We start from the raw sequence: 24,840 nt of genomic DNA, 5'->3' as shown, positions 1-24,840 counted from the left end.
GAGCTTCTAAAAGGCCGTAAGTCTAGGCGAAGCGACCAAGCCAAGAGGCAGGCAATGCATACCTATCTAACCGCGCTTGGGGCGGTAAAGGATCTGGGGGTCCGCTCCTCGGATCGCACTGGAACAGGAACCATCTCTCACTTCGGGATGCAGTGTCGCTACGCGCTTGCTGACGGCTTCCCTCTCGTCACAACGAAGAAACTCCACCTACGCTCCATCGTGCATGAGCTTCTCTGGTTCCTGTCGGGAGACACCAATGTTAGCTCATTGCAGAAAAAAGGCGTATCGATCTGGGACGAATGGGCCGATGCCGACGGTGAGCTCGGTCCGGTCTATGGACACCAGTGGCGTCGTTTTCCAATCGTCCGCGAGGAAGATGGGCGCGTGGTGGTGGGAAGCCTCGACCAGATATCCGCCCTTATCGAGGACATCTTACGAACCCCGGACTCGCGCAGGCTGATCGTCTCCGCCTGGAATCCGGGGGACACTGACCGAATGGCCCTGCCGCCCTGCCACACGCTTTGGCAGGTCCGCGTGCTTGACGGAAAGCTGCATCTCCAACTTTACCAGCGCTCGGCCGACATGTTCCTGGGGGTACCCTTCAACATCGCCTCATACGCGCTGCTCACCCATATGCTTGCCCATGTTACGGGCTATGTCCCGGGAGATTTTATCCACACGATCGGCGATGCGCACATCTATCTGAACCATCTGGATCAGGTCGAAACCCAACTTTCGCGCGACCCTCGACCCCTTCCGAACCTTCGGATCACACGGCAGGTCACATCAATCTTCGATTTCCAATACGATGACTTCGAGTTCGAGGGCTACGATCCAGCGGCCGCGATCAAGGCGCCGGTGGCGGTATGATCACCCTGATCGTTGCTCGGGCCCGGAACGGCGCGATCGGACGGGACAACCAGATCCCATGGCATATACCATCCGACTTGAAGCTTTTCCAACGCGAGACATTGGGTGGTGCTGTCATCATGGGCCGCAACACTTGGCACAGCCTCCCGGTCAAACCGTTGAAGGGCCGATTGAACATCGTGGTGTCGCGCGATTCCAGTCTGACAGAGCATGTTGTGCCCACGGTGGAGGACGCCACAGCGCTGGCATACGCGCAAGGTCACATGAGGATCTATGGCATTGGGGGTGAACATATCTATAGCGAAATGCTAGGCCTCGCTGATCGGTTGTTGATCACCGAAGTTGATCTTGATGTCGAACATGCAGACGCTTTTTTCCCGCGGTTTGACGCGAGCGGCTGGCAGACACTCAGGGAGCTGCCCCTGGAAAGCGAAAGCGTCACCTGCACCTCGCACGAATTGCTCCGAAAATAATAGGGCGCCTCGCGATAGCCGCTAACCACATAGAGCAAACTGCGCCTGATCGGTTGTGCCGCGCCGAGCACGGACGTCCGGTCTGGAGAGGCGGCACGGGGTATCAACTGAGCGGCGAATGGCAGCAATGGGCCGGGAGCGGCCGGGGTCGCGCAGGGCGCCGAACGGCGGCTTAGGCCCGCGTCCGACCGTCACCGCTCGGCCAGTCAGCGTCAGTTCGGAGCCGGCTGAAGACAGTCCCGAACATACGTTCTCGGTGCCTTGCCGACGAGCCGTCGGAAGGCGGTGCTGAAGGCGGCATCCGACTCGTATCCAAGAGAAACCGCAACTTGCGAGATCGTCTCGTCTCCGCTGAGCAGGCGGTCGCAGGCCAGCATCATGCGCCACTGCGTCAGATATTCGATCGGCGCAGAGCCACAGACGGTGCGGAAGCGCTGCGCAAATCTCGACCGGGACATTCCTGCGATCTGGGCGAGTTGAGGCAGGGTCCACTTCGCCCCCGGATCACGGTGCATCGCGGCGATCGCCGGTCCGATCCGCGCATCACCTATGGCGAAGAGCCAGCCAACGCCCCGGTTTTGCTCATGCGACAGGTAGAGCCGGAGGGCCTGGACGAGAATGAGATGGGCCAGATGCCCGACCACGAGCGACGCGCCCGGGCCGACATCGACGAGCTCGCGTCGCATTCGATCCAGTGTCCACATCAATCCGACCCGGTCATCGCCGTCGCGAAGGGGAGCGATCGCCTGCATGGAGCCGAGCAGCAGTTCCGGATGCGCGCCGGTGAAGTCGAAGTGCCCGCCGAGCATCATCGTGTCGCCGCCCCCGTTCACTGTGGCGATGCCGCCGTTCCAGTCCTCGTCGGGGAGTGAGGAGATCGGCATGGCATCGACGGCCGATCCCCTCGACATGGTGAAGCCCCGCCCATTCGGCAGCAGGACGCAATCGCCCGCCGACAGTTGTATCGGCTCGGTCTGCTCATCGACCTCGAGCCAAGCAGCTCCTGAAACGAGGGCGAAGCATTTCAATCCGCTGTGTGCGCCGAACCTGATCCCCCATTCTCCGCCGAAATCGAACCCACCGACGACCGATGTGCGCGGCTTGATGAGCGAAAGGACATCGGAGAACGGGTCGGCTGCCATGAGTGGGACGATCGCCAAGGTTATGGGGATGTCCACGCATAGTGCGTCCGATCGCCCGAGGCTATCTCCGTATCACGGCAATCGAGCACTCTCGAATGCCACCAAGGAGATTTCGATGATCAAGCTCGTGATGACTTTCAAGCGTCGACGCGGAATGGACGTGCAGGCGTTCCGCGACTACCGGCGCGATGTCCACACCCCCATCCTTCTGTCCATTCCGGAGGCCAAACTCATGCGCCGCCTCGTCGTATCCTATCCGGCGGTTACCACGGCCGGCGCAGAGGAGCCGCGGTTCGACGCCATGGTCGAGGTCTGGTTCGATACGGAACACGACATGATCACGGTGTTTCAGTCGGACGGCTTCCGCACCAAGGTCGATCCCGACCACGCCAACTTCGTCGACCCGACGTCCTTTGAGCAATTTGTGACGGAAGAAATCACCCTCTTAGAATGAAAACGAGCGATGCCGCTTTGAGCTGACACCGGCAGATGCGCGAAGCCGAAGACGTCCGCTTACGGTACGCCGCAGCGCAGATACGGTGGGGGCTATGAAGGTCACCTCCGGGCCGGGAGCCACAGGCTGCTCGTGGAGTAGGCGTGGCTTTCAGATCGAGCCCGTCTGACTTGCGCGAAGTAAGTCAGCTACCCTGACCGATGTGCCACGTAGGCCCGCAGCAGCTCGACCCGGCGCGGGCGGAAACTGGTGCCGCCAGGGCGCGCCTCGCCGATCTGGGCCACATGGAAGAGCCGATAATCCTGTCTCAGTTGACAGAGCCCCAGAAGGATCAGCGCGTTCGGCCCGTATGACAATCCGAGCGGCCAGATCTCCCGTTCGGTCCGCCGCTCGTTCAGGTCGCGATAACTGATCCAGAGGCTCGTCTCGTCCCAGCAGGCGCGCCTCACCATATCCATGTCGATTTTCACGTCGGCCCGCGCGTCGGGCGGGCGCCAGGACCGCAGGATCGTGTGCATGGCCTGGCGGGCCTGGCCGTCCGGCAGCGTCGCGATAATGCGGGCGATCGCATCGCGCCCGGCGCGGGCCAGATCGGCATCGCCGAGGGCGTCGAGGCTCCCTATACCCAGCATCAACGCTTCGATCTCGATCCGCGAGAAGCTTTGCGGCGGCAACGCCGGATCCTCCGTCAGTGTGTAGCCATAGCCGGCTGCGCCATCGATCAGCACGCCTCCGGCCCGCAGCGTAGCGATGTCGCGGTAAAGCTGGCGTCGCGAGATCTCGGTCGCGGCGGCAAGCCGTTCGGCCGTCACCGGCGCAGGCAGGCGGCGGAGAACGTCCAGCAAGCGCATCAATCGGTCCTGGCGGGACATACCCTGCTGCCTCGTTCTGTCAGTAGGGGCAGCGTAAGCGGGTCCTGCAGATATCGAAAGGAGTCTTTGATGCCCATTCTCTACCATTCCCCCCGATCCCGCTCCGACACGGTCGTGACCCTGGTCCGGATGCTGAACGCCGACATCACGATCCGCGAGGTCACGATCCCCCGCCAGGACGGGACGGACGCGCCGGATCCCGACAATCCGCATCCGGAAAAGAAGGTGCCGTACCTGGTGGACGGCGAGGAGACCGTTCGCGAACGCGGTGCCATCATCGCGTATCTGACGGATGCCTATCCCACCGCGAAACTGGGCCCGCTGCCCGGCGAGGCGGGCCGGGGCGCCTACCTGTCATGGCTATTCTACTATCAGGGGATCATGGAACCCTTGCTCGTGCTGCATTGGGCCGGCCTGAGCCATCCCACGATAACGGCATCGCTGCGCGACTTTGACACCATGATCGCCACGTTGGCAGAGGCCCTTGCGACCGGTCCGTGGCTGCTCGGGAGCACGTTCAGCGCCGCGGATATGCTGTGCAGTTCCCCCTTCTCCTGGTTCCCTGACCTCATGCCCGATGATCCAAGGATCCAGGACTGGGTCCAGCGCTGCGCCAAGCGCATGGAGCACGAGACGTCCTGATCCGCCAAAGCCGTCCCAAACCGCCCGCGCCCATGGGCCGGGCGGCACGTCTACCGCACAACCGACGCCGCTGGCTCGGCTGATGCGATGCAGACGTGTGAAGGCGGGGAGCGGGGGACGTCGCACCGCAGCGACGGACGAGCAGGTGAGGTCGGCTCTCGGCCGATCGCGACGCCGCGCGTGGGCTCAGGCGCATGGTCATACGACGTGACATCCGAAGGCGCGCGCGTCTGCAAGGATGGCGAGACCGTCGCCGTGGATATCGACCGCGCCACTCGAGCAAGGGCCCTCGCCCATCTTCCGGGCCAGACCGTCTGCTACGGGCAAACGGCAATGCCGCCCGACCTCGTGGTCCTTGCGGCCGAGGCAGGCACCTCCGTCGCCTTCCTCAGTTATTCCGGCAAGCCTCAGGCACGGGTCGAGGGGCCGCAATCGGGCAACGTCTATTTGCGGCGCGCCCGCCGACATCTGCGGGACTACCCGGGCACGCCGGTTGCGGAGGTGGGCGAGCGGGATATCCCCTCCCCGGTGCAGATGCCTCAGACCAAGCGATACCCGGCACCGAAGAACCGCTGGGATAGGGAGACATCTAACGCCTCGCGATAGCGCGGGCCGCACCCCAGAGAATCGGTGGATCGACAGCTGCCCGATCTGCCGGCTCGCCCGGTGGCGAAAAAAACGTCGAATCTACAGTTATTAATGACGGTTTCTTTCGCGAAGAGCTCGAACGCTTGACAGAAAGTTCGCCGTCTGCTGTCTTATTACTGATTGGTGACAATCGGCAAAAAACAAAATCGCCCTCCGGGATCTGTGCGTCTCGCATCACGGATCCTCGGTTGCGCATCTTCAGGAAGGATACTGGTTTGACATTGAAACTTCGCATCGACGCAGCCGCTTTGGGTGGCTTGCTCCTCGCCGTATCGGGATCGGCGGCTGCCGCAGAGTGCCTGCCGGCTCCGAGCACATTGGTGACACCTGGTGTCCTTACCGTGGGCACATCACTGACGGGGGTTCCCATGGGATTTGTCGAAGACAATGCCCCCGCCGGTTTCGAGCCCGAACTCATGACGGCGATTGCCGAGCAAATGTGCCTCGAGCCCGAATTCGTTGATCTGACGTTCCAGGGGCTGTTTCCCGGCTTGGTCGCCAAACGCTTCGATGTGGTCGCGGCGCGGGTCGGCATCACGCCGCAGCGTGAGGAGACGTTCGATTTCGTTCCCGTCTTCAAGGGTGGTCTTCGCCTTGTCGCAGCGGCGGGCAGCGAGCTTCGCTTCGAGAACGAGCAGGAAGTTTGCGGTCACCCCACAGCCGTGACGGCGGGCTCGACGCAGATGGTCGCGCTGGAGCAGGTGCAGAGCGAATGCGCGGCCGATCAACCGATGGAGATTCGCGTCTTCTCCAACCAGATCGAAGCATTGAACGAGGTCGCCAAGGGGTCGGTCGAGGCCGCTTTCGTGGACTGGCCCATCGCGGCAAACGTAATCCAGTTGCGCCCCGACGATTTCGCCGAGGCCAGCCCCGTGCTGAGCGGCAGGGGACCTGACACGCCACGCAACCGCAACGGCATTGTCGTCCGCCAGGGCGAGGAAGAGATGTTCGACGCGATCAGTTCGGCGTTCGACGCGGTGCTCGAAAGCGGCGCCTACGACGAGATGCTGGAGAAGTGGAACCTCGGCGATGGCGACATTCGGGTGACGAACGACTGAATCGTCGTCTGAACAAGTGAAAAGGGCTGAAGCGTCATGAACTTTGATGCCGACTACTTCTGGAACCTCCTGCTATCGACGAGGTTCCTGCATCCCGCCTGGATCGTCGTCTGGATGGTCGCCGTCTCAATGACGATCGGGATCGCACTGGGTGCGATCGGGGGCATCATCATGACATCAGCCATTGGGCCGCTGAAGCATGTCATCAGGGGATACGTGGCCCTTATCCGGGGCATACCAGTTCTCGTCCAGATCATATTCTGGTACAACGGCGTTCCTGCACTGACGGGGGGGGCGATCAACCCGCCCCCCTTCGTGGCCGGCATCATCGCGCTGGCCATCAACGAGGGCGCGTACATGACGGAAATCGTGCGCTCCGGCATCACGGCGGTCGAGCGGGGGCAACGCGAGGCGTCACAGGCGCTGAGCCTGAGCTACTACTCCACGATGCGCAGGGTGATCCTGCCACAGGCGATCAGGATCGCAATTCCACCGACGGGGAACCAGGTGATCAACATGATCAAGAACACCTCGCTTCTCTTCGCGATTGCCATCCCCGAAATATTCGCGACCGGCACGAACATCTTTTCCGTCAATTTCCGGTACTTCGAAGTCATCGCCGTCGTGGCAATCTGGTACATCATTCTCGCCAACGGATACGGGCTGATCCAGAAGGCCATAGAACGTCGTTTCGCCCGCGGAAGGGGAAGCCTTTTCGGCACCTGACACGGCAGCTTTCATCGTCAAGCTTCAGAGCAATACTAAGGATTTCACAATGGCTTTGACTGCACTCAAGCGTCAGCCGGCCGAGCAACTGGCTACCGATGCATTGCGGGACGCAATCCTGACCGGCAGCGTCAAGCTCGGGGAGCGTCTGACCGAAGTCGAACTCGCTGATCAGTTCAAGGTCTCGCGCGGCACGGTTCGTCTCGCGCTTCATCAACTCAGCTCCGACGGTCTCGTCGTGCTGAAGCCCTATTCCGGCTGGTCGGTCATCACGCTCGAGCCGAGGGACATGTGGGAGATCTACACCATGCGTGGCGGGCTCGAGGCGACAGGCGCCCGCCTTGCCGCGGAGCAGCTGGACGAGGATGGCGCGCGCCAGCTCGAACAGGCCGGAGAACTGCTGTTCGAAGGTGTGCGCAATGCGGTGGGGCTGGATGAAATCAAGCGACGCGACTTTGCCCTGCATCGCTGCATCGTGGAGCTTGCGAAGAATTCTCGACTGTCCCATCACTACCGGCTGGTCGAACAACAAGTGCGCCTGTTCCTGAGCACGACATACAGCGAAAATTACAAGGAGGCGGTGATCGAGCATCACCGCCCGATCGTGGAAGCGATCCTGAGCCGGAATCCGACGCTCGCTGCGACGCTTTCTGCGGATCACTGCATGAGCGAGGGAAACCGCATCCTGCGCGCCTCCGAGGAAACGGACGACCGGACATGAATCAAGCACTCTCGACATCGACGGCCTCGAAGGCGGACGTCACTGCCAGCTACGGCGATCCGGTAATAGAAATAAGGGACGTTCAAAAGTGGTTCGGCAGCCATCACGCGCTGAAAGACATCTCGATGACCGTGAGACGCGGCGAGAAGGTGGTTGTCTGCGGTCCATCGGGATCGGGCAAATCTACTCTCATTCGCTGCATCAATGGCCTTGAGCGGCACCAGGGCGGTACGATCGAGATTGAGGGGGTCGAACTTGTCGATCGCAGCCTGCGGGGAATCCGGCGCGAGGTCGGGATGGTATTCCAGTCCTTCAACCTGTTCCCGCATCTGACGATCCTCGAGAACTGCATGCTGGCGCCGATGGAATCGCGCAAACTGATCCGCAAGGAGGCTTCGGAACGGGCGATGGAATACCTGTCGCGGGTCAGGATCGGCGAGCAGGCCAAGAAATATCCCTCCCAGCTGTCCGGCGGGCAGCAACAGCGTGCGGCAATTGCGCGGGCGCTGTGCATGGAGCCGCATATCATGCTGTTCGATGAACCCACCTCTGCCCTCGATCCCGAGATGATCTCGGAGGTGCTGGACACTATGACCGAGCTCGCCGCGTCGGGCATGACCATGGTCTGCGTCACCCACGAGATGGGTTTCGCCGAAAGGATCGCTGATCGCGTGGTGTTCATGGACGATGGCCGCATCGCCGAGGAAGGGCCGCCAGCCGAACTGTTCCGGCAGCCAAAGACCGAACGGCTATCCTCTTTCCTTCAGCGCATCCTCACCCACTAGGGGCCGCGCCCGACCCTTCATTCAACGCCGATCACCATCCCTACCTGCGCCGACCGCCTTGCGGTGGGCGCGGCCGCTCGGTCGCGAGTTGGGGAAAGGGATGCGTCACTATACCCAAGTTCAGTCAAGCGAGAGAACATTCGATGCTGATCATCCAGAACATGCGCGTCTTCAACATCAGCGGCGGTGCCTTGCACCCTGTCATCGTTGAGCTCGAGACACGCGACGGCATCCGTGGCTATGGAGAGGCCGGGGTCGCTTATGGTGTCGGCGCGCGCGCCGCTGCCGGAATGTTGTCTGACCTCGCTCCAATCGTCATCGGCGCCGACGCCACCTATCCGCGCCATGTCTGGCACGAAATCTACGACAATTCCTTCTGGACGAAGGGCGGTGGCGCAATCGTCTTCGCGGCGCTCAGCGCGATCGATCAGGCGCTGTGGGACATCAAGGCGAAGTCCCTCGGCGTGCCGGTCTACGAGTTGTTCGGGGGCAAATTCAACGACGTCATTGACGTGTATGCGAATGGCTGGAGCACATCGCACAACGATGTCATCGGCTGGGCAGAATCGGCGGAACGGCCGCTCAAGGATGGGTATCGCCTTCTGAAGTGCTATCCACTGGCGCATGAGGTCAATGGCGTCAGTCTTCGCCACGTCCAGCGCCGGCACCTAGAGGACGGCGCCTTCAAGCGCGCCATCGACCGTGTGCGGACCCTGCGAAAGGTTGTCGGACCCGACATCGGCCTGATGCTGGACCTGTCTGGCGGCCTCAACAACGACCAGCTCATCCGCTTCATGGATGTCTGTGCCGAGCTGGACCTGATTTGGGTTGAGGAACCGTTCGACCCATTCGACTTCAACGGCTTGCGCACCAACCGCGGCCGCTGGCCTGTTCCGGTCGCCGCAGGAGAGCGGATCTACACGCGGCACGGCTTTCGCAACCTGCTGGACACAGGGGGCGTGGATGTCGTCATGCCCGATGTAGGCAATTGCGGCGGGATATTCGAGTTTGTTCAGATCGCGGCAATGGCGGAAACATATAACGTCCGCGTCTCGGCCCATAACTGCGCCAGTTCGCTCCTGACCGCGGCCTCGCTTCAGGTCGCGGCCACGTCGGCTATGTCCATGCCGTTGGAGCTTTATCCCTATTTCTCGGACCACAACAGTTTCGTTCAGGTCCTGAGAAATCCGCCGGAAAAAGCCGTTGCGAATGGCAGGCTGGAAATTCCGCGTTCTCCCGGCATCGGCGCCGATATAGACCTCGACGCCATACAGCCCTTCACGATTTTCGATTCCCGCAAAGACCTCACGTGAGGTGTCACAGGGCAATCAAGACCTTGCGAGAGCGGCCTTAGTAGGTCCGCCCCCTACCCCGCCAGTCCTTTACCCTGCCGGACCGGTCATGGACCTTGGGCTTGTCGTTCGGCCTTGGGAAGCAGACCTCCAGAAACGCCATAAGCGCCTCGGTCAGCCGGTAAAGATCAGACATGTAACCCTTGGCCTTCGACGATGGGTCACATCAATGAGGCCTGAGGCCAGGCAGGATGGACTTCAGCTTTTCGGCCACGGCCAGCCCTAGAACCTCATGGCTGTCGGCATCAAAATGGATGCCATCGATACTATCCACAGAAATGAGATCTCCGGCATTCAGATACTCAACACCGAATTTCTCGGCAACTGTCGCGAGGTGCTTCGGCATATCCTTTGCCTTCACCTCCGCCCCCACGAAGGACTGCGCCGCAAAGCCGGTTTCGATGACTGGAGGCGGGCAAATGACTAATATCGCAGGGTGGGAATCTGACGTCGGCCCACAGGGCATTTGCCGGATCTTTTGAATGAGCTGGGCCAGATTGAGGGAGATGATCCACGCTCCAGCGGAATGGCGTGCGTGAAGGTCGTTCGTCCCTAGCATGATGACGACGCAATCGAGGGGGCGATGCGAGTCCAGAGCGACGCGCAGGGCAGTGAGGCCATTTCGATCGCCGCCGGCTGCGGGGTCGTCGTAGACAGTCGTCCTCCCTGGCTGCGCCTCTTCTATGATGTCCGCCCAATCTCCCAACTGCCGCCGCACGACCCCGGGCCAGCGAATATCGGCAGCAAATCTATCCAGCTCCCAGACGTCCCTCATGGGCGGGGTGCCATGGGTATTGGAGTCACCAAAGCACAGAATGCTTAGTTTTCTGCTCATTCCTGCAGTCCCCCGAAAATGATGTGCAAACGGCAATCGCACTCAACTTGGAGCATCACTCCACTCCCTATTTGACGGCTCCGAATGTGAGGCCCTGCACCAACTGCTTCTGCGTCATCCATCCGAATACAACGATCGGCGCACACGCGAGGGTCGAGACGGCAGACACCTTTGCCCAGAATAGGCCTTGGGGATTGGAGAAACTCGCGACAAGCGAGACGAGTGTGCCGGCATTGTTCGCGGTGAGGTTGATCGACCAGAAGGCCTCGTTCCACATCAGGACGACCGACAGCAGCGCCGTCGAAGCGATGCCTCCCCACGCAAGCGGCATCACGATTCTGGTAATTTCGACAAGGGTTGACGCGCCGTCCATTCGACTGGCCTCGAGAATTTCTTTCGGAATCTCGCGGAAGAAGTTGAACAGCATCATCATGATGATCGGCAGGTTCATCATCGCAAAGATGACGATGAGAACCCCGGTCGTATCGAGCAGATCGAAACGCTTGCAGAGCAGGTAAATTGGCATCAGCACGCCGACCGCGGGCATCATCTTGGTCGAAAGCATCCACAGCAGGATCCCTTTCGTGTATCGGCCCGGTCGGAACGCCATCGCGTAGGCGGCAGGAATGGATATGAGCAGGGCCAGTACCGTTCCGCCGAAGCTCGTAATGATGGAATTCCATGCATATCCGGCGATGTCGGATCGCTCGTGAACAACGCGGTAATTGTCCAGGGTCGGCTCGAATACCAGAAGGGGCGGAATAGAGATCGCCTGCTGCTCGGTCTTGAAGCTGGTCAGGATCATCCAGAAGATCGGAAAGAAGAAAAGAAGCGCTACGATCCAAGCCGTCGCAACGGCAAGATTGTGCGTCAACGTCTGTTTCTGTTTGTCAGTTATGATCATTGCCTACACCGTCAGGTTCTTGCCGATTACACGGATCAGGAGATAGGCAACGATATTGGCGAGGATGATCGCGATGATCCCGCCCGCTGCCGCGACACCAACGTCAAAGCCGAAAAAGGCCTGCCTGTAGATCAGGAACGCCAGGTTGGTCGACTGATTGCCCGGGCCGCCCCCTGTGGTGACGAAGATCTCTGCGAAGATCGAAAGGTGAAAGATCGACTGGATTAGCACCACGACGGCTATGGGCCGCGCGAGATGCGGCAGCGTCAGATGCCACAGCTGCGCCCAGAATCCGGCGCCGTCGAGCGTTGCCGCTTCCTTTTGCTCATGGTCCTGGCTCTGCAATGCAGTCATGAAGATCAGGAAGGCGAACGGCGTCCACTGCCAGCTGATGATGATGACGATCGACAGGAGCGGAAACTGGCTCAACCAGTCGATCGGCTCGGCACCGAAGAACCTCCAGACGACGGAAAGGATACCGTAGATCGGGTTCATCATCATCGTCTTCCAAATCAATGCGTTCACTGTTGGCATGATGAAGAACGGGGAGATGAGCAGCAGCCGGGCGATGTTGCGCCCCCTGAACCGGCGATCAAGAAGAACAGCCAAAGCCAGGCCCAGTACGATGGTGATCACCAGCACGAGACCGACCATCAGCAGTGTGTTGAAGATCGCCGGCCAGAAATCGCGATCGGTGTAGAAGAACTCATAATTCGACCAGCCCGCAAAGCCGCCCTGCTCCGGCGAAAGCAATCGATAGTTGATGAAAGAGAAATAGACGGTCATGCCCGCTGGCACGATCATCCAAATAAAAAGTAGAACGATGGACGGCGCTTGAAGCCATCTCGATAGCGTTTGATTCATCGAAGACCCCATGCCCTGCTGTCCCGCTCTGATCGCGACGGCAAGCATTCAGAAAGTGCTCCGCAAGGCCACCTTGGGAGGCGGTGGCCCTGCGGAGCGATGAGGCGGTCAGTAGTACCCAGCTCTGCGCATCTCCCGATCCGCAATTTCCTGAGAATTGGCCAAAGCCTCATCAACTGTCAGCTCACCGGAGAGAGCGGCAGTCATTTGCTGACCGACGGCATTTCCGATGGCCTGAAACTCGGGAATGGCGGCGAACTGGACCCCGACGTAAGGCTTGTTCGGGCCAATCTCCGGGCGGGCGGTCAGGATTGCCTCGAGCTCGGCATCGGCAAAGCTCGTCGCCTCCATGAATTCGGGAATGTCGTAGGTGGACTCCCGGCTACCGGTCGGCACCTGGGCCCAGCCTTCCGTCTCCCCCACAAGGCGAATGTAATCCTTCGAGGTCAGCCATTCGATGAACGTCGTTGCGTCCTCGGCACTGTCGGTACCGGCGGGCACGGCAAGGGCCCAGGCCCAGAGCCAGTTCGATCCGTTCTCGGTGCCGCCGTTAGGCGCCTGGGCGAAACCGACCTTGCCTGCAACCCTGGATTCCGTCGGATCGGTCATGAGAGACGCGCCAATCGTGGCGTCGATCCAGATCCCGCAGCGCCCCTCGTTCATGAGAGCCAGGCTCTCTCCGAACGAATTGGACTCCGCGCCCGGAGGGCCCGACTCGTTCATCATGTCGACGTAGATCTGGACCGCATCCCGCCATGGCTGCGTTTCGAATGCGGGCGTCCAGTCGTCGTTGAAGTAGCTGCCTCCGAACGAGTTCGCCATGGTGCCGATGAGGGCCATGTTCTCGCCCCAGCCGGGCTTGCCGCGCAGGCAGATGCCATAGAACCCGGCCTCCCGATCCGTGATCGCGGCGGCAATCTCGCGGATTTCCTGCCAGCTGGCATGGTCGTCGATCCCGTCGTAACCGGCAGCTTCGACAAGCTCACGGTTATACATGACCATCGAGCTTTCGCCGTAGAACGGCGCTGCGTACAGCTGGCCATCGTAGCTGAGTCCGGCGCGGATAGGCTCATAGATGTCATCGACGTCATAGGCGTCATCGAAGTCCAGCGGCAGAAGCCACCCCCGCTCGGCCCAGATCGGCGCCTCGTACATGCCGATCGTCATGACATCGAACTGACCACCATCGGTGGCAATGTCGGCCGTGATCCTCTGGCGAAGCGTCCCCTCGTCGAGCGTCACCCAATTGACCTTGATGTCGGGATGGGCAGCCTCGAACTCGGCAGTCAGCCTCTGCGCGGTGACCATGTGGCCGACATTGATCGTGGCCACCGTGATTTCGTCAGCCGAGGCTGCCGCGCCTAAGCCAGCCGCAATCGCGGCCGTCCCCAGCAACAGGTTCGATATTCTCATGCGTCTTCTCCTCCAATCTCGACGGACCCACGCCCGCCTGCCTCCTCCGGCTTTGATCAGCATCATAGATCATACGTATGATGTAAATAGAAATATGGTGCGTGGGATTTGTCTGGTCGCCGAAGGCGATCCTAAGACGAGCAGCAGCGCGGGGCAGCCCTACAGGTCGCGGGGCAAAAATGGCGAAGCGGATCTGGAGCCCCGCCACTGGCACCGCATGTGCACCGACGAGCAAATTATAGCGGCCGGCTCGATCACGTCCCCGGCCCGAGTGAGCTCAACGTGTCCTCGAGCCACTCATTTTCAGAATTGAGGCAACCTTGGGTGCGAGGGCCCTGCCGAGAGCGCGCTGCCCCTCGACGTCCAGATGGATCCCGTCCGTCCCCACGCTCGCGACGGAGTTGCAGTCGAAATGAAAGCACCCGGTTCGATCCGCGATCTGCTGCAGATAGTCAGCATGACCCCTGCACCGCTCCCAGCCGTTGCCGTAAAACGCCGGCTCCGCCTCGCGGGTCAGTGAGGGCGGGGTAACGATAAGGATTTCCGGACGATGATCCGCCAGGGCATAGTAGCCGTGGACCAGTTGCACGAGCGTCAGCACCCCACGGGCCGAAGTGAATGCAGACGCCCGGAACTGATCCTTGAAGTCGTTGGTGCCCAGCATGATGATCAGAAGATCGAGCGGTGCATGGGTTTCGATCGAAGCCACGATCAATCTCGAACCGTTCTTGTGCTCCCCCTCGACGGGGTCGTCGAACACGGTCGTGCGAGCGCTTAGGCCGTCTTCGATCACGTCGATGTCCATCCCCACCTCGGCAGCCATGACCTGCGGCCAGCGAGACTCCTTTGGCATCCTGACGGGGACAGACGCTGAATTCTTGTAGGGAGGGCAGCCCCAGGTGATGGAATCCCCGAAACAAACGACAGTTGGCATCGACCTGGCAGCCCGGCTATTTACACATCAAGGGACCAGAATATATATGATCTAACCCGGACTCAACGATAACTGACCATCGTATGACGATCTACCGCCGCCCCGATCCCATCCCCCTGCCCCAGTTGGTGGAGACGCCCTCGAGCGGGCTGAAACCCGTTCGTATGCCGTCGGACGATCTGAGTGCTCTGGCAGCTCGCCGGATCTTCATGGCGATCATCGGTGGGGCCTGGTCGGAGGCTGACTACCTCCCGAAAGAGGACAAGCTGGGCGAGGAACTGGGCGTTAGCAGAACGGTGGTGCGCGAGGCGATCAAGACCCTCTCGGCCAAATCAATCGTGGAGCCACGCCGACGTCGAGGCACGGCGATACTCGACCCGACACTCTGGAACATGGTCGACAGCGACGTCATCAGCTGGATGAGCAACGGGGATCGCTCAAGTGATGTGGGAGATCAACTGATCGAGGTTCTGGCCCTGACCCAGCCGCAGGTGGCCGGGAAGGTTGCGGAGCTAAATCTGGCGGATGCCGATCTCAAGGCTCTGGCCGGTCGGATCAAGTCGGCCGATCCTGATGATCTCCCCGACGCCGTCCTTGATTTTCACCTTCATCTTGCTGCGCTTGCGGGGAACTCGTTCCTTTTCTGCCTTGCGCAGAGATCGATCGAAGGTTTGCGTACCCACCATCGCGAGCAGCTGGTCCGTCATCTACAACGAACGACGCCTGATCAATATATTGAAGCTATCGAGGCAATCGTCGATCTGGACCCGCGAGCCGCGCAAAGAGCGGTTTTTGCGCTGTTCGATCATCGTATGGCTCGCCAGCATCACATGTCTGATCAGCACTGACGAGATCCGAAGCTTCGTGCCCGGGAGGGCAAAGCCTAGTTCAATCAACCCTTTGATGAACGACGACCGACATGTGCGGATTGGAGACGGTGCGGACTGAGCACGGTCTCTTCAAATTTCAAGCCAAAATGGGAGCGTTTGTCAGCCATCCCACAATCGTCGGCACACGGCGTCAATCGCAGCATGAAGGGCGAGTGTCAGGACGGCCAGGACGATCAGCGCGGCGAACATCAGGTCGATCTTCGCGCGTCCGTTCGCCAGCAGCATCAGGTAGCCCAGCCCCTGCGACGCTCCGACCCATTCGCCTATGATCGCGCCGATCGGGGCGTAGACGGCGGCGAGGCGCAACCCCGAGGCGAAGCCCGGCATCGCGGCTGGCACACGGAGCCGCCAGAGGACGCGGCCAGGCGTGGCGTTCATGACGCGAGCAAGCTCCAGCCAGCCGGGCGGCGTCCGCATCAGGGCGTCGAAGAAGGCCGAGGTGACCGGGAAATAGATGATCAGCAACGCCATCGCGACCTTTGACCAAAGCCCGTAGCCCAGCCACAGCGTCAGGATCGGGGCCAGGGCGAAGACCGGGATCGCCTGGCTGAAGACGAGCATCGGGCGCAGCAAGGACCGCGCGATCGGCGAGGCGGCCAGCGCGATGGCCGAGGCGAAGCCCAGGCCGGCCCCAAGGCCGAGGCCGAGCAGGACTTCTACAGCCGTCACGACCGCGTGCTCGGCAATCAGCGCACGGCTGGTCCAGAGCGTCGCGAAGACAGAGAGTGGACCGGGCAGGATGAAGCGTGGAAGCTCGCCCAATGTGACGACCGCCTGCCAGATCGCCAGACCCAGAAGCGTTGCGGCGGCGATGCGAAAGGACCGCGTCATGCGGGCTCCATGAGCATGCGCAGCAGGCGTCCCTGGAAGTCGAGCGTATCGGGCGCATCGTAGCGGCGCGGTATCGGGCCGGGGGGCGGGGTTACCGAGGTGAGCCCGCCCTCCCTCATCAGAAGGACATGGTGCCCGAGCCGTGCGGCCTCGGCGGTGTCGTGGGTGACATGCAGCACGGTGCGCCCGGCCAGCAGCTCCGCCGCGAGATCCTGCATCAGCGCCCGCGATCGCGCGTCGAGGGCCGAGAAGGGCTCGTCCAGCAGCACGACCGGCCTGTCCTCCATCAGCGTGCGGGCCAGCGCCACCCGCTGCCTCTGTCCGCCTGACAGCGCGGTCGGCCACTTGGCGGCATGGCCGGAAAGCCCGACGCGCTCCAGCACCTCCAGCGCCCGGTCCCTCTGTTCCTTCCGGCCCCGCAGGCGGGCGCCCAGGGTGACATTGGCGGTCACGTTCAGCCAGGGCATCAACAGGTCGGTCTGCCCCATCAGCGCCACACGCCCGGACAGCGTTTCGCCGTCGCCCGCAACCGCCTCACCCGCGAAGAGGACCTCGTCGCGGAGCCCAGCGAGCAGACGGAGCACGGTCGACTTGCCCACGCCCGAGGGCCCGAGCAGGCAGGTCCATTCCCCGGCCGGGGCCTCGAGCGCGAGCGGTCCGAAGATCCTCCCTCCCCCGATCGTCGCGCTCCCGGCCAGGCGTAGCGCGGGCGGGCGGTTCATGCCGTCAGACCCATGCCCCAGAAGTCGACCTCGAGCCGGGTCGCCATCTCGAAACGAGCGCACAGGCGGGGCCAGCGGGGAGAGCTCTCGGGCGCCTCTCCGAGGCGTCGTGCGGTCGCCGCGTCGATCAGGGAGCCGACCTCACGACAGGTGCGCTGATAGTCTGCACCGGCATAGGTCGCGATCCAGTCGGCATAGGGTGTGTCGCCCGCCTCGGCTGCCAGCCGTGTTCCGATCCCGCCGTAGCCGAGCACGCAAGGGGCGAGCGCCGCCATCAGGTCGAGAAGATCACCGGAATGCCCGGCATCCAGCACGTAGCGCGTATAGGCCAGGTTCTGCGGCGCTTCGCGGGCGGCAAACAGCTGCTCCTCCGGGATGCCTTCTGCCGCGCAGGTCTCGATGTGCAGGCGCAACTCCTCATCCAGCAGCGCGTGGACCGTGGCGGCGCAGGCACGCATCTCCTCGGGCGTTTCGGCCTTGGTCACGGCCAGGGCCCAGGCGCGGGAGAAGTGGATGAGGAAGACGTAGTCCTGCACCAGGTAGCGCAGGAACGCCTCGCGCGGCAGCGTGCCGTCACCCAATCCCTCTACGAAGGGATGGCGGGTGTATTCGGTCCACGTCCGCCCCGCAGCCGCCTGCCACATGGGAAAGATCGCCCCGTAACTCATTGCGCGCCCAGATCGACCGCGAGCTCCGAGACGGGCCGCGTCCCTTCGAGCAGACCGGCCTCGGCGAGAAAGCTTTCGAAACGCTCGTAGCGGCCTGCATCCAGCGCTTCCGGGCGGAGGGCGAAGCGCGGGAGGGTGTCTGCCCAGGCGCGCTCGTTCAATTCGTCCTGCAATTCCGCCGAGGTCGAGGAGAAGACCTCCCAGCTTTCCTGCGGATGGTTGATGATGAACTGCGTCGCTTTCTCGGTCGCGGCGAGAAACCGGCGGGTCATCTCCGCGTCCATCGTTTCGGGGTTGGCGATATAGATCAGCTCATCATAGGTCGGCACGCCCTCGGCCTCGGGGTAGAAGCACCGGCCGGACACGCCCTCGATATCCATCTGGTTGAGCTCGAAATTGCGGAACGCGCCGATCACCGCATCGACCTGGCCCGACATCAGCGCGGGCGAGAGCGACCAGTTGACGTTGATCAGGTCGATATCTGCGGTTTCGAGGCCCGCCTGCCCGAGCATCGCCGACAGCAGCGCCTCCTCGAAACCGGAGACGGAGAAGCCGACCTTGCGGCCTTCCAGATCAGCGATGTCCTCGATCGGGCCGTCCGCCAGCACCAGCAGACAATTGAGCGGCGTCGCAACCAGCGTGCCCACCCGGATCAGCGGCATGCCCTCGGCCACCTGAAGATGCAGCTGCGGCTGATAGGAAATCGCAAGATCGGCGGCACCGGCGGCGACCATCTTGGGCGGATCGACGGGGTTGGCGGGGGCGATGATCTCGACCTCCAGATCGACCTCGGCAAAGTAGCCCTGTTCCTGGGCGACGATGATCGGCCCGTGATCGGGGTTCACGAACCAGTCGAGCATCACGCTCATCTGGTCCTGCGCGACTGCGGGCGGGGCAGCGAGAAGAAAGAGAGCGGTCAGGGAGGTTTTCATGAAGTCTCTCCGGTTTGGTCGCCGAGGGCGACGAGGTAGATGTCTCCGTCCCAGACGGAGGCGAGCCGTTCGGCGGCCGTCCAGGCCCGCAGGCCCGACCGGCAGCAGAGCACGGCGCGTTGGCCGTGGGCGGGCACCGGTCCGTCCGGCCCCAGTGCCGTGGCGGTCAGGCGGCGGGCGGCGGGACGGACCAGCGGGGCCTCGTCTTCGCCGCGCAGGTCGATGAGGAAATCGCTGTCTGCAATCTCGGTCGGGGCGAGGAAGCGGGGATGCCGATCGGGCTCGGGCGCACCGAGGAAGCGGAAGCCGCCGAACCGGAAGGATCTCGCATCGAAGGTGACAAGCTGTCCCAGTGGTGAGGGGTCGATCCGCGCCAGAAGCGCGACCGCCATCTGCGCCTGAAGAGCGCCGATCACCCCCACGACCGGCCCCAGAACGCCGTCCTCGGTGCAAGAGCCGAGGCGGTGGGGCAGATCCGGGAAGACCGCCCTCAGGCTGGGAGCCTCGCCGCAGAACGCGCCGGCGTAGCCCTCCAGCCCGATCACCGAAGCGCTGACCAGCGGCAGCCCGGCGGCGATGCACGTATCCGACAGGACGTAGCTTGCCGCGAAGCTGTCGGCACAGTCGAGAACCAGATCGACATCGGCTGAGAGCGCGGCGGCATTGGACGGGTCCAGGGCCGCTACGACGGGCTCGACGTCAGGATCCGGGTTGAGCGCGGTGACGGCCGCTGCCGCCGCCTGGGCCTTGGGTCGGCCGATATCGGTTTCCCTGAACAGGGTCTGGCGATGCAGGTTGGTCTCCTCCACCCGGTCTGGATCGGCCAGCCGGATGTGCCCGACGCCGGAGCCGCCGAGATATTGCAGCACCGGCGCGGCAAGCCCTCCGGCCCCGACGACCAGCACTCGCGCGTGCCGCAATCGCTCGTGACCCGCTAGCCCGAGGCCCGGAACCGCGATCTGCCGGGCATAGCGGCTCATCGCGTTGCCTCGATCCAGTGGCGCAGACGGCCCTCGGGATCGTCGTTCAGTGTGATGTCCGTGACCGCCGAGACGATGTCGGCACCGGCCGCGAAGGCGCCTTCTGCGCGTTCGACGGTCATTCCCCCGATGGCCACGAGAGGCAGCTCACCGATCAGGCGCTTCCATTCGGTGACCCGTTCCAACCCCTGCCGCTCCCATTTCATCTTCTTGAGGATGGTCGGGTAGACCGGCCCCAGCGCGACATAGTCGGGCGCCAGCGACAGGGCACGGTCGAGTTCGGCATGATCGTGGGTGCTGATGCCCAGTTTCAGCCCGGCGCGGCGGATGGCGGGCAGATCGGCGGTGTCGAGGTCTTCCTGCCCCAGGTGAACCCAGTCGCAGCTCTCGTCGATCGCGATCCGCCAATGATCGTTGACCACGAGCACGGCGCCGTGCGCCCGGCAGAGCGCCCGCGCATGTCTGACGAGCGTTCGCAACTCCGCGTCGCCCAAGTCCTTTGCGCGCAGCTGCACCAGCTTCACGCCGAGCGGCAACATGCGCTCCAGCCAGTCCGCGCTGTCGAAGATCGGATAGAAGCGGTCGAGGGTCATTCGAGGAACGCCTTTCCGATCAGCGGCGTCGAGGGGGCCGCCATGTCGCGCGGCTCCATCGGGTCGGCCTCGAAGGCGAGCCGTCCGGCCTCGACCGCGCCGGCGAACCCTTCGGCCATCGCGGCGGGATCGCCGGCCTTTGCGACGGCGGTGTTCAGCAGCACCGCGTCGAACCCCATCTCCATCGCCATCGCCGCCTGGCTGGGCAGGCCGAGCCCGGCATCCACGACCATCGGCACCTCGGGGAACTGCGCCCTGAGCGTGCGGAGGCCGTAGATATTGGTCAGCCCCAGCCCTGTGCCGATCGGCGCGCCCCAAGGCATCAGCACTTCGCATCCGGCGCCCAGCAGACGCCCTGCAAGCACCACGTCCTCGGTCGTGTAGGGAAAGACCTTGAACCCCTCGTCGGTCAGGATGCGGGCGGCCTCCACCAGTCCGAACGGGTCGGGCTGAAGCGTGTCGGCATGACCGATGACCTCCAGCTTGATCCAGGGCGTGTCGAAGAGCTCGCGCGCCATCTGCGCGGTCGTCACAGCCTCGCGCACGGAATGGCAGCCCGCCGTGTTGGGTAGGAGCGCGACATCGAGGTCGCGCACCAGATCCCAAAACGCCGCGCCCGCGCGCTCGTTGCCTGCCTCGCGGCGCACTGACACGGTCGCGATGCCCGCGCCGGAGCGGCGGAAGGCTTCGGTCAGCACGCTGGGCGAGGGATATTGCGCGGTGCCCAGCATCAGGCGCGATGCGATCTCGGAGCCGTAAAGCTGCATCTCAGCCTCCCTGCCGGGGCGTGACGATCTCGACCCGATCGCCGGGAGCCAGCGTCACCTGCCCGCGCTGTGCGGCCGGGACGAAGTCCTCGTTGACGGCGGTGGCGACCTTGGCGTCGCCGAAGCCGAGTTCCTCCAGAACCGCGGAGAGCGTGTCCGCCCGCACGTCGGTCGGGCTGCCGTTAATCATGATCTTCATGCCAGAACTCCGGTTTTATGCCGTCACAAGCCGCCGCCACCGCCATCCGCGCCAGGGCGGGCGCCAGCAGGAAGCCGTGACGGAACAGGCCGTTTACGTGGATCGTTTCGCCCCGCTTGACGAGGCGAGGCAGGTTGTCGGGGAAGGCAGGCCGCGCGTCGGCCCCGATCTCGACCAGCTCCGCTTCGCCGAAGGCCGGGTGCAGGGCATAGGCCGCCGACAGCAGTTCGAGGGCGGACCGTACGCTACGCCGCCGGTCGTCGCTTTCGATCTGAGTGGCGCCCAGCATGAAGAGCCCGTCCGCGCGCGGCACGACGTAGAGCGGGTAGCGCGGATGCAGCAGCCGGATCGGTCGGGTCAGCCGGATATCGGCGCTGCGCAGCACCGCCATCTCGCCCTTCACCCCGCGCAGGTCGGGCAGCGCGTCCCGCGCCGCCAGCCCGCGACACTCGAAGGTCAGCCCTGCGGGGCGACCGGGCTCGGCCATGAAGCGGACGCCGGCCTGCTCCAGCCGGTCGCGAAGATGGATCAACGCGGCACGCGGGTCGAGATGCGCCTCGCCGGTGACATGCAGGGCCCGGTCGAAGCGGCCCTCCAGATCCGGCTCCATCGCGGCCAGCGCTGCCGGATCGAGCATCTCGTGCCCCGTCACGCGCCGCGCGAAGCGGTCCAGTTCGCGCCGGTCCCGCCCGAGGGCCAGCACCAGCGTTCCCTGCCGGTGCACGGTCACGCCCTGCCGCTCCCACCAATCGGCCGCCTCCTGGCCCAGCCGGACGACGGGTTCCTCGGCCGTCTCGCCTTCGCAGAAAGGGGCGAGCATCCCGCCGGCCCACCAGGAACAGCCATGCGGCCCGGGGCGGGGCGACGGATCGAAGACCGTCACCTCACAGCCGCGCGCGACCAGCTCCGTCGCCACGCAGAGTCCCGCGACGCCGCCACCGATGACCCGGGCCTGCGTCACGTCCAGACCTCGTGGAAATGATGGACTGGACCGTGGCCGCTGCCGATGTCCAGCCGGTCTGCCGCCCGGATCGCCCCATGCAGCCAGGCCTGTGCCCGCTGCACGGCCGCCGCGACGCCCGCCCCTTTCGCAAGCTCGGCCGCGATGGCGGAGGACAGCGTGCATCCCGTCCCGTGCGTGTTACGTGTGGCGAGCCGCGGCTGCTCCATCGCGATGACACCGGACGCCGTCACCAGCCGATCGATGCAGGTCGGCCCGTCGGCATGACCGCCCTTCATCACGACAGCTTGCGCCCCGAGGTCGAGCAGGGCCAGCCCCTGCCCCACCGTTTCATCAGCGCCCCGCGCGGGGGCGCGCCCGAGGAGGCGCGCTGCTTCCGGCAGGTTCGGCGTCAGGACATGCGCGCGCGGGATCAGCATCTCGATCAGCGCCGCTTCCGCGTCTTCCGACAGAAGCGCATCTCCCGACTTCGCCACCATGACGGGATCGAGCACGACGGGTCCGTCATAATCCGCGATCGCCGCAGCGACGGCGGCGACGATCTCCGGCGATGCGAGCATCCCGATCTTGATCGCGGCCGGCGGAATATCATCCAGAACGGCGGCGATTTGGGCGGACACTGTCGCGGGCGAGACAGGCTCGACGGCGAAAACGCCTCGGGTGTTCTGTGCCGTGATCGCGGTGATGGCGCTCGTCCCGTAAACCCCGAGTGCGGAAAACGCCTTCAGATCGGCCTGAATGCCCGCGCCTCCGCCACTGTCGGAGCCTGCTATCGTCATTGCGGATGCGTGCGGCATCGACGTTTCCTCCACCGGACATAGGGGATGGAGGTCGACAGCCCGCGGCTATTATGCCGCGTCAGATCTTGCTCCGTTCCCTACGCCGGTATTGTCCGGATCAGGTTCGATGGGTTGGCTCGCGCCTCTCAGCCCTGAATAGGGCACCCCAACGGAATTGAAGAAAGGATAGCCGCCAGCCGACCGACTATCAACCTGTAAGGACTGAGCGGGTGCAGCGAACGGTGGCAAAGCCCTGTGCAGGATTTCCCGAGCGCCCTCTTTTATCGACTGGCCGCGCTCGCCAGCGACGAATACGTCTTTATTGCATCGATGTGAAAGTCATAGCGAGTGACCTCAGACCCGATGTCCGGCTCTGATCCCCATGGCGGGCTGGCTACGCCACCGGAAATATGCAGGTCGATCGGAACGCTGTATCCGATCGACCCATTCAATCTGACATCGTGTAGTCTCGACGCCAGGGTTCCAACTATTCGCGCGCATCCGCGAGATCAGGAAACAGCGAGCATTCAGATTTTCCGACCGAAGCTTGCCGTTGAAGCTCTCGATTCCGTCCGTAGTCTCAGCGAATTTGCTCCGCTGAGAAGCCCGCAAGCCTGGAATAGCCGTTCACGATGGCATCGCGTTCCTTGAACGGAAGAACCGTTTCCAGATCGTCGAATTGTTGCCCCGGCAGCTCGGCGATACGAGATTCCACCTCGTCGATGACACGTTCCGGTCCGCCGGTGCGGTTGCCCGCGACAACGTCGTTCACCGGCCCGAGCCGCTCGGCCTCGTAAGCCTGCAGGATCGCAGCCGGATCGCCCCCCTCGCCGCAGAGCCGCCCGAGCGTACGCGCGTCGAGGATTGCCTGCGCCGAGCCATTCGCCCCGAATGGATACATCGGGTGCGCGGCATCTCCGAGCAGAGTTACGCGGCCGCGGGTCCAGGTCTCGAGGGGGTCCCGGTCGCACATCGGGAAATCCCAGAAAACCGGCGTCGCATCCACCATCGCGCGGATGTCGGTCTCGGGTACGGTGAAATCCTTGAGGATCGGGTGCAGCACCTCGGCCTGCGCCTCGCGGTTCCAGTCCTCGCGGCCGGGCGCCGGCGCCCCCGGCGCAGCCTGGCGTACCACGCAGGCCCAGTTCATCAATTGCGTTTCGGGTGTCTTGCCGGGACCGATCGGATAGAAGATGAACTTCCGGCTGATCCCGCCCGAATTGATGATCGTGTGCCCGTCGAGAACTTTGGGCCAGTCGAGCGACCCGCGCCAAAGCATCAGGCCGGACCAGCGCGGCGCGCCTTCGTCCGGATTGAGGTGCCGGCGCACGGCGGAGTGGATCCCGTCGGCCCCGATCAGCATGTCGCCCTCGGCCGTGAACGTGCTGCCGTCCTTGCGGCGCAGGGTCACGCGGACGCCCTCCCCGGTCTCCTCCACGTCCTGGAACCCCGCGTCGAGGGTCAGCGCCCCCTCGGGCAGGCGCTCTGCCACGGCATCCAGCAGCACCTGGTGGATATCGGCCCGGTGCGCCGTGATTTGCGGCACATCATATCCGGCAGCAAGGCCGCGCGGGGCATCCCAGACCTCCTGCCCGCCGCGGGTCCGGAAGATCATCCGGTCGGTGCGCACGCCAAGTGCGTCGAGGCGGTCCATGAGCCCCAGCTCGTTCATGGCGCTGATCGCGTGCGGAAGCATGGTGATGCCCACGCCCAGCTGCAAAATCTCGGGCACCTTCTCGAAGACCTGGCAGGACACGCCGTGCTTGTGGAGATACAGGGCTGCCGTCAGCCCCCCGATGCCGCCGCCGGCAATGATAACGTTCAT

General features: G+C 63.4%; 30 protein-coding genes and 1 riboswitch. Of the genes, 11 read left to right on the top strand and 19 right to left on the bottom strand.

The annotated features are described in order from the left end of the window. Nucleotides 1-54: 54 nt before the first annotated feature. Nucleotides 55-870: a thymidylate synthase gene (locus tag DQG15_RS00415; RefSeq protein ID WP_116081862.1), complete on the top strand. Its 816-nt coding sequence runs from the start codon at nucleotides 55-57 to the stop codon at nucleotides 868-870. After that, nucleotides 867-1,343 carry a dihydrofolate reductase gene (locus tag DQG15_RS00410; RefSeq protein ID WP_116081861.1) on the top strand — a complete coding sequence of 159 codons (477 nt, stop codon included), beginning with the start codon at nucleotides 867-869 and terminating at the stop codon, nucleotides 1,341-1,343. The genes DQG15_RS00415 and DQG15_RS00410 overlap by 4 nt, the downstream gene beginning before the upstream one ends. A 212-nt stretch (nucleotides 1,344-1,555) precedes the next feature. On the opposite strand, the gene DQG15_RS00405 is transcribed toward DQG15_RS00410, so the two are convergent. Next, a complete protein-coding gene (locus tag DQG15_RS00405; protein ID WP_116081859.1) occupies nucleotides 1,556-2,485 on the bottom strand; it encodes an AraC family transcriptional regulator in 930 nt (309 codons plus the stop codon). 115 nt (nucleotides 2,486-2,600) lie between these two features. Between DQG15_RS00405 and DQG15_RS00400 the strand changes: the two genes are divergently transcribed. Next, nucleotides 2,601-2,939, top strand: coding sequence for an EthD domain-containing protein (locus tag DQG15_RS00400; RefSeq protein ID WP_116081858.1), 339 nt, complete (start codon nucleotides 2,601-2,603; stop codon nucleotides 2,937-2,939). Between the two features lie 188 nt (nucleotides 2,940-3,127). On the opposite strand, the gene DQG15_RS00395 is transcribed toward DQG15_RS00400, so the two are convergent. Then, nucleotides 3,128-3,790 (bottom strand): helix-turn-helix transcriptional regulator, encoded by a 663-nt coding sequence (locus DQG15_RS00395; protein WP_370454152.1) that lies wholly within the window; start codon nucleotides 3,788-3,790, stop codon nucleotides 3,128-3,130. A 90-nt stretch (nucleotides 3,791-3,880) separates the two neighbouring features. On the opposite strand from DQG15_RS00395, the gene DQG15_RS00390 reads away from it, so the two are divergent. The 7 genes from DQG15_RS00390 (at nucleotide 3,881) to DQG15_RS00360 (ending at nucleotide 9,704) form a co-directional block, all read left to right on the top strand. Beyond that, a complete protein-coding gene (locus DQG15_RS00390) occupies nucleotides 3,881-4,453 on the top strand; it encodes a glutathione S-transferase family protein (protein WP_116081854.1) in 573 nt (190 codons plus the stop codon). Nucleotides 4,454-4,660: 207 nt separating this feature from the next. Then, nucleotides 4,661-5,059, top strand: coding sequence for a CRISPR-associated endonuclease Cas1 (locus DQG15_RS00385; RefSeq protein ID WP_157968840.1), 399 nt, complete (start codon nucleotides 4,661-4,663; stop codon nucleotides 5,057-5,059). Between the two features lie 263 nt (nucleotides 5,060-5,322). Then, entirely contained in the window at nucleotides 5,323-6,159 is an 837-nt protein-coding gene (locus tag DQG15_RS00380) for a transporter substrate-binding domain-containing protein (RefSeq protein ID WP_157968839.1), read from the top strand. A 36-nt stretch (nucleotides 6,160-6,195) separates the two neighbouring features. Then, on the top strand, nucleotides 6,196-6,885 hold the full coding sequence (locus DQG15_RS00375) for an amino acid ABC transporter permease (protein WP_116081850.1): 690 nt from the start codon (nucleotides 6,196-6,198) through the stop codon (nucleotides 6,883-6,885). A gap of 49 nt (nucleotides 6,886-6,934) precedes the next feature. After that, nucleotides 6,935-7,606, top strand: coding sequence for a GntR family transcriptional regulator (locus tag DQG15_RS00370; RefSeq protein WP_116081848.1), 672 nt, complete (start codon nucleotides 6,935-6,937; stop codon nucleotides 7,604-7,606). Continuing rightward, entirely contained in the window at nucleotides 7,603-8,391 is a 789-nt protein-coding gene (locus DQG15_RS00365; RefSeq protein WP_116081846.1) for an amino acid ABC transporter ATP-binding protein, read from the top strand. The genes DQG15_RS00370 and DQG15_RS00365 overlap by 4 nt, the downstream gene beginning before the upstream one ends. Nucleotides 8,392-8,534: 143 nt before the next feature. After that, on the top strand, nucleotides 8,535-9,704 hold the full coding sequence (locus DQG15_RS00360; RefSeq protein ID WP_198665038.1) for a mandelate racemase/muconate lactonizing enzyme family protein: 1,170 nt from the start codon (nucleotides 8,535-8,537) through the stop codon (nucleotides 9,702-9,704). Nucleotides 9,705-9,741: 37 nt separating this feature from the next. Here the strand turns inward: DQG15_RS00360 and DQG15_RS17995 are convergent, their stop codons facing one another. From DQG15_RS17995 to DQG15_RS00335, 6 genes are all read right to left on the bottom strand, one after another. Continuing rightward, nucleotides 9,742-9,879, bottom strand: coding sequence for a hypothetical protein (locus DQG15_RS17995; RefSeq protein WP_157968838.1), 138 nt, complete (start codon nucleotides 9,877-9,879; stop codon nucleotides 9,742-9,744). A 30-nt stretch (nucleotides 9,880-9,909) separates the two neighbouring features. Next, nucleotides 9,910-10,578: an SGNH/GDSL hydrolase family protein gene (locus DQG15_RS00355; RefSeq protein ID WP_116081844.1), complete on the bottom strand. Its 669-nt coding sequence runs from the start codon at nucleotides 10,576-10,578 to the stop codon at nucleotides 9,910-9,912. 67 nt (nucleotides 10,579-10,645) lie between these two features. Beyond that, nucleotides 10,646-11,476: a carbohydrate ABC transporter permease gene (locus DQG15_RS00350; RefSeq protein ID WP_370454161.1), complete on the bottom strand. Its 831-nt coding sequence runs from the start codon at nucleotides 11,474-11,476 to the stop codon at nucleotides 10,646-10,648. A gap of 9 nt (nucleotides 11,477-11,485) precedes the next feature. After that, complete coding sequence (locus DQG15_RS00345; RefSeq protein WP_198665080.1) at nucleotides 11,486-12,358, bottom strand: carbohydrate ABC transporter permease; 873 nt, start codon at nucleotides 12,356-12,358, stop codon at nucleotides 11,486-11,488. A 96-nt stretch (nucleotides 12,359-12,454) separates the two neighbouring features. Continuing rightward, nucleotides 12,455-13,759 carry a sugar ABC transporter substrate-binding protein gene (locus DQG15_RS00340; protein ID WP_116081841.1) on the bottom strand — a complete coding sequence of 435 codons (1,305 nt, stop codon included), beginning with the start codon at nucleotides 13,757-13,759 and terminating at the stop codon, nucleotides 12,455-12,457. Nucleotides 13,760-14,036: 277 nt separating this feature from the next. Continuing rightward, nucleotides 14,037-14,693 carry a GDSL-type esterase/lipase family protein gene (locus tag DQG15_RS00335; protein WP_116081839.1) on the bottom strand — a complete coding sequence of 219 codons (657 nt, stop codon included), beginning with the start codon at nucleotides 14,691-14,693 and terminating at the stop codon, nucleotides 14,037-14,039. 83 nt (nucleotides 14,694-14,776) lie between these two features. Here DQG15_RS00335 and DQG15_RS00330 point away from each other — a divergent pair, with 83 nt between their 5' ends. Next, entirely contained in the window at nucleotides 14,777-15,541 is a 765-nt protein-coding gene (locus DQG15_RS00330; protein WP_116081838.1) for a FadR/GntR family transcriptional regulator, read from the top strand. Nucleotides 15,542-15,682: 141 nt separating this feature from the next. Here the strand turns inward: DQG15_RS00330 and DQG15_RS00325 are convergent, their stop codons facing one another. The 11 genes from DQG15_RS00325 to DQG15_RS00275 form a co-directional block, all read right to left on the bottom strand. Continuing rightward, complete coding sequence (locus DQG15_RS00325) at nucleotides 15,683-16,414, bottom strand: ABC transporter permease (RefSeq protein ID WP_116081836.1); 732 nt, start codon at nucleotides 16,412-16,414, stop codon at nucleotides 15,683-15,685. After that, nucleotides 16,411-17,136: an ABC transporter ATP-binding protein gene (locus tag DQG15_RS00320; RefSeq protein WP_116081834.1), complete on the bottom strand. Its 726-nt coding sequence runs from the start codon at nucleotides 17,134-17,136 to the stop codon at nucleotides 16,411-16,413. The genes DQG15_RS00325 and DQG15_RS00320 overlap by 4 nt, the downstream gene beginning before the upstream one ends. Continuing rightward, a complete protein-coding gene (locus DQG15_RS00315) occupies nucleotides 17,133-17,804 on the bottom strand; it encodes a TenA family protein (protein WP_116081832.1) in 672 nt (223 codons plus the stop codon). Before DQG15_RS00315 ends, DQG15_RS00320 begins: the two co-directional genes overlap by 4 nt. Then, a complete protein-coding gene (locus tag DQG15_RS00310) occupies nucleotides 17,801-18,736 on the bottom strand; it encodes an ABC transporter substrate-binding protein (protein ID WP_116081831.1) in 936 nt (311 codons plus the stop codon). Before DQG15_RS00310 ends, DQG15_RS00315 begins: the two co-directional genes overlap by 4 nt. Then, nucleotides 18,733-19,716 carry a HesA/MoeB/ThiF family protein gene (locus tag DQG15_RS00305; protein WP_116081829.1) on the bottom strand — a complete coding sequence of 328 codons (984 nt, stop codon included), beginning with the start codon at nucleotides 19,714-19,716 and terminating at the stop codon, nucleotides 18,733-18,735. Before DQG15_RS00305 ends, DQG15_RS00310 begins: the two co-directional genes overlap by 4 nt. Then, nucleotides 19,713-20,309: a thiamine phosphate synthase gene (locus DQG15_RS00300; RefSeq protein ID WP_116081827.1), complete on the bottom strand. Its 597-nt coding sequence runs from the start codon at nucleotides 20,307-20,309 to the stop codon at nucleotides 19,713-19,715. Before DQG15_RS00300 ends, DQG15_RS00305 begins: the two co-directional genes overlap by 4 nt. Next, nucleotides 20,306-21,076, bottom strand: a complete 771-nt coding sequence (locus DQG15_RS00295; protein WP_116081826.1) for a thiazole synthase — start codon at nucleotides 21,074-21,076, stop codon at nucleotides 20,306-20,308. Before DQG15_RS00295 ends, DQG15_RS00300 begins: the two co-directional genes overlap by 4 nt. 1 nt (nucleotide 21,077) lies before the next feature. After that, nucleotides 21,078-21,275 carry a sulfur carrier protein ThiS gene (thiS, locus tag DQG15_RS00290; RefSeq protein WP_116081824.1) on the bottom strand — a complete coding sequence of 66 codons (198 nt, stop codon included), beginning with the start codon at nucleotides 21,273-21,275 and terminating at the stop codon, nucleotides 21,078-21,080. Further along, the gene (locus tag DQG15_RS00285) at nucleotides 21,259-22,236 is read right to left on the bottom strand and encodes an FAD-dependent oxidoreductase (RefSeq protein ID WP_116081822.1); all 978 of its coding nucleotides are present in this window, start codon (nucleotides 22,234-22,236) and stop codon (nucleotides 21,259-21,261) included. The genes thiS and DQG15_RS00285 overlap by 17 nt, the downstream gene beginning before the upstream one ends. Continuing rightward, a complete protein-coding gene (gene thiD / locus DQG15_RS00280; protein ID WP_116081820.1) occupies nucleotides 22,233-23,033 on the bottom strand; it encodes a bifunctional hydroxymethylpyrimidine kinase/phosphomethylpyrimidine kinase in 801 nt (266 codons plus the stop codon). The genes DQG15_RS00285 and thiD overlap by 4 nt, the downstream gene beginning before the upstream one ends. A gap of 60 nt (nucleotides 23,034-23,093) precedes the next feature. Then, nucleotides 23,094-23,194, bottom strand: a riboswitch (TPP riboswitch). Between the two features lie 401 nt (nucleotides 23,195-23,595). Beyond that, nucleotides 23,596-24,840 carry an FAD-dependent monooxygenase gene (locus DQG15_RS00275; protein ID WP_116081819.1) on the bottom strand — a complete coding sequence of 415 codons (1,245 nt, stop codon included), beginning with the start codon at nucleotides 24,838-24,840 and terminating at the stop codon, nucleotides 23,596-23,598.

It is taken from the genome of Tropicimonas sp. IMCC34011 (genome assembly GCF_003390865.1).
GTDB lineage: Bacteria > Pseudomonadota > Alphaproteobacteria > Rhodobacterales > Rhodobacteraceae > Tropicimonas_B.
Note: the sequence above shows the minus strand (reverse complement) of the source record. Positions and strands in the feature narration are given on the sequence as shown.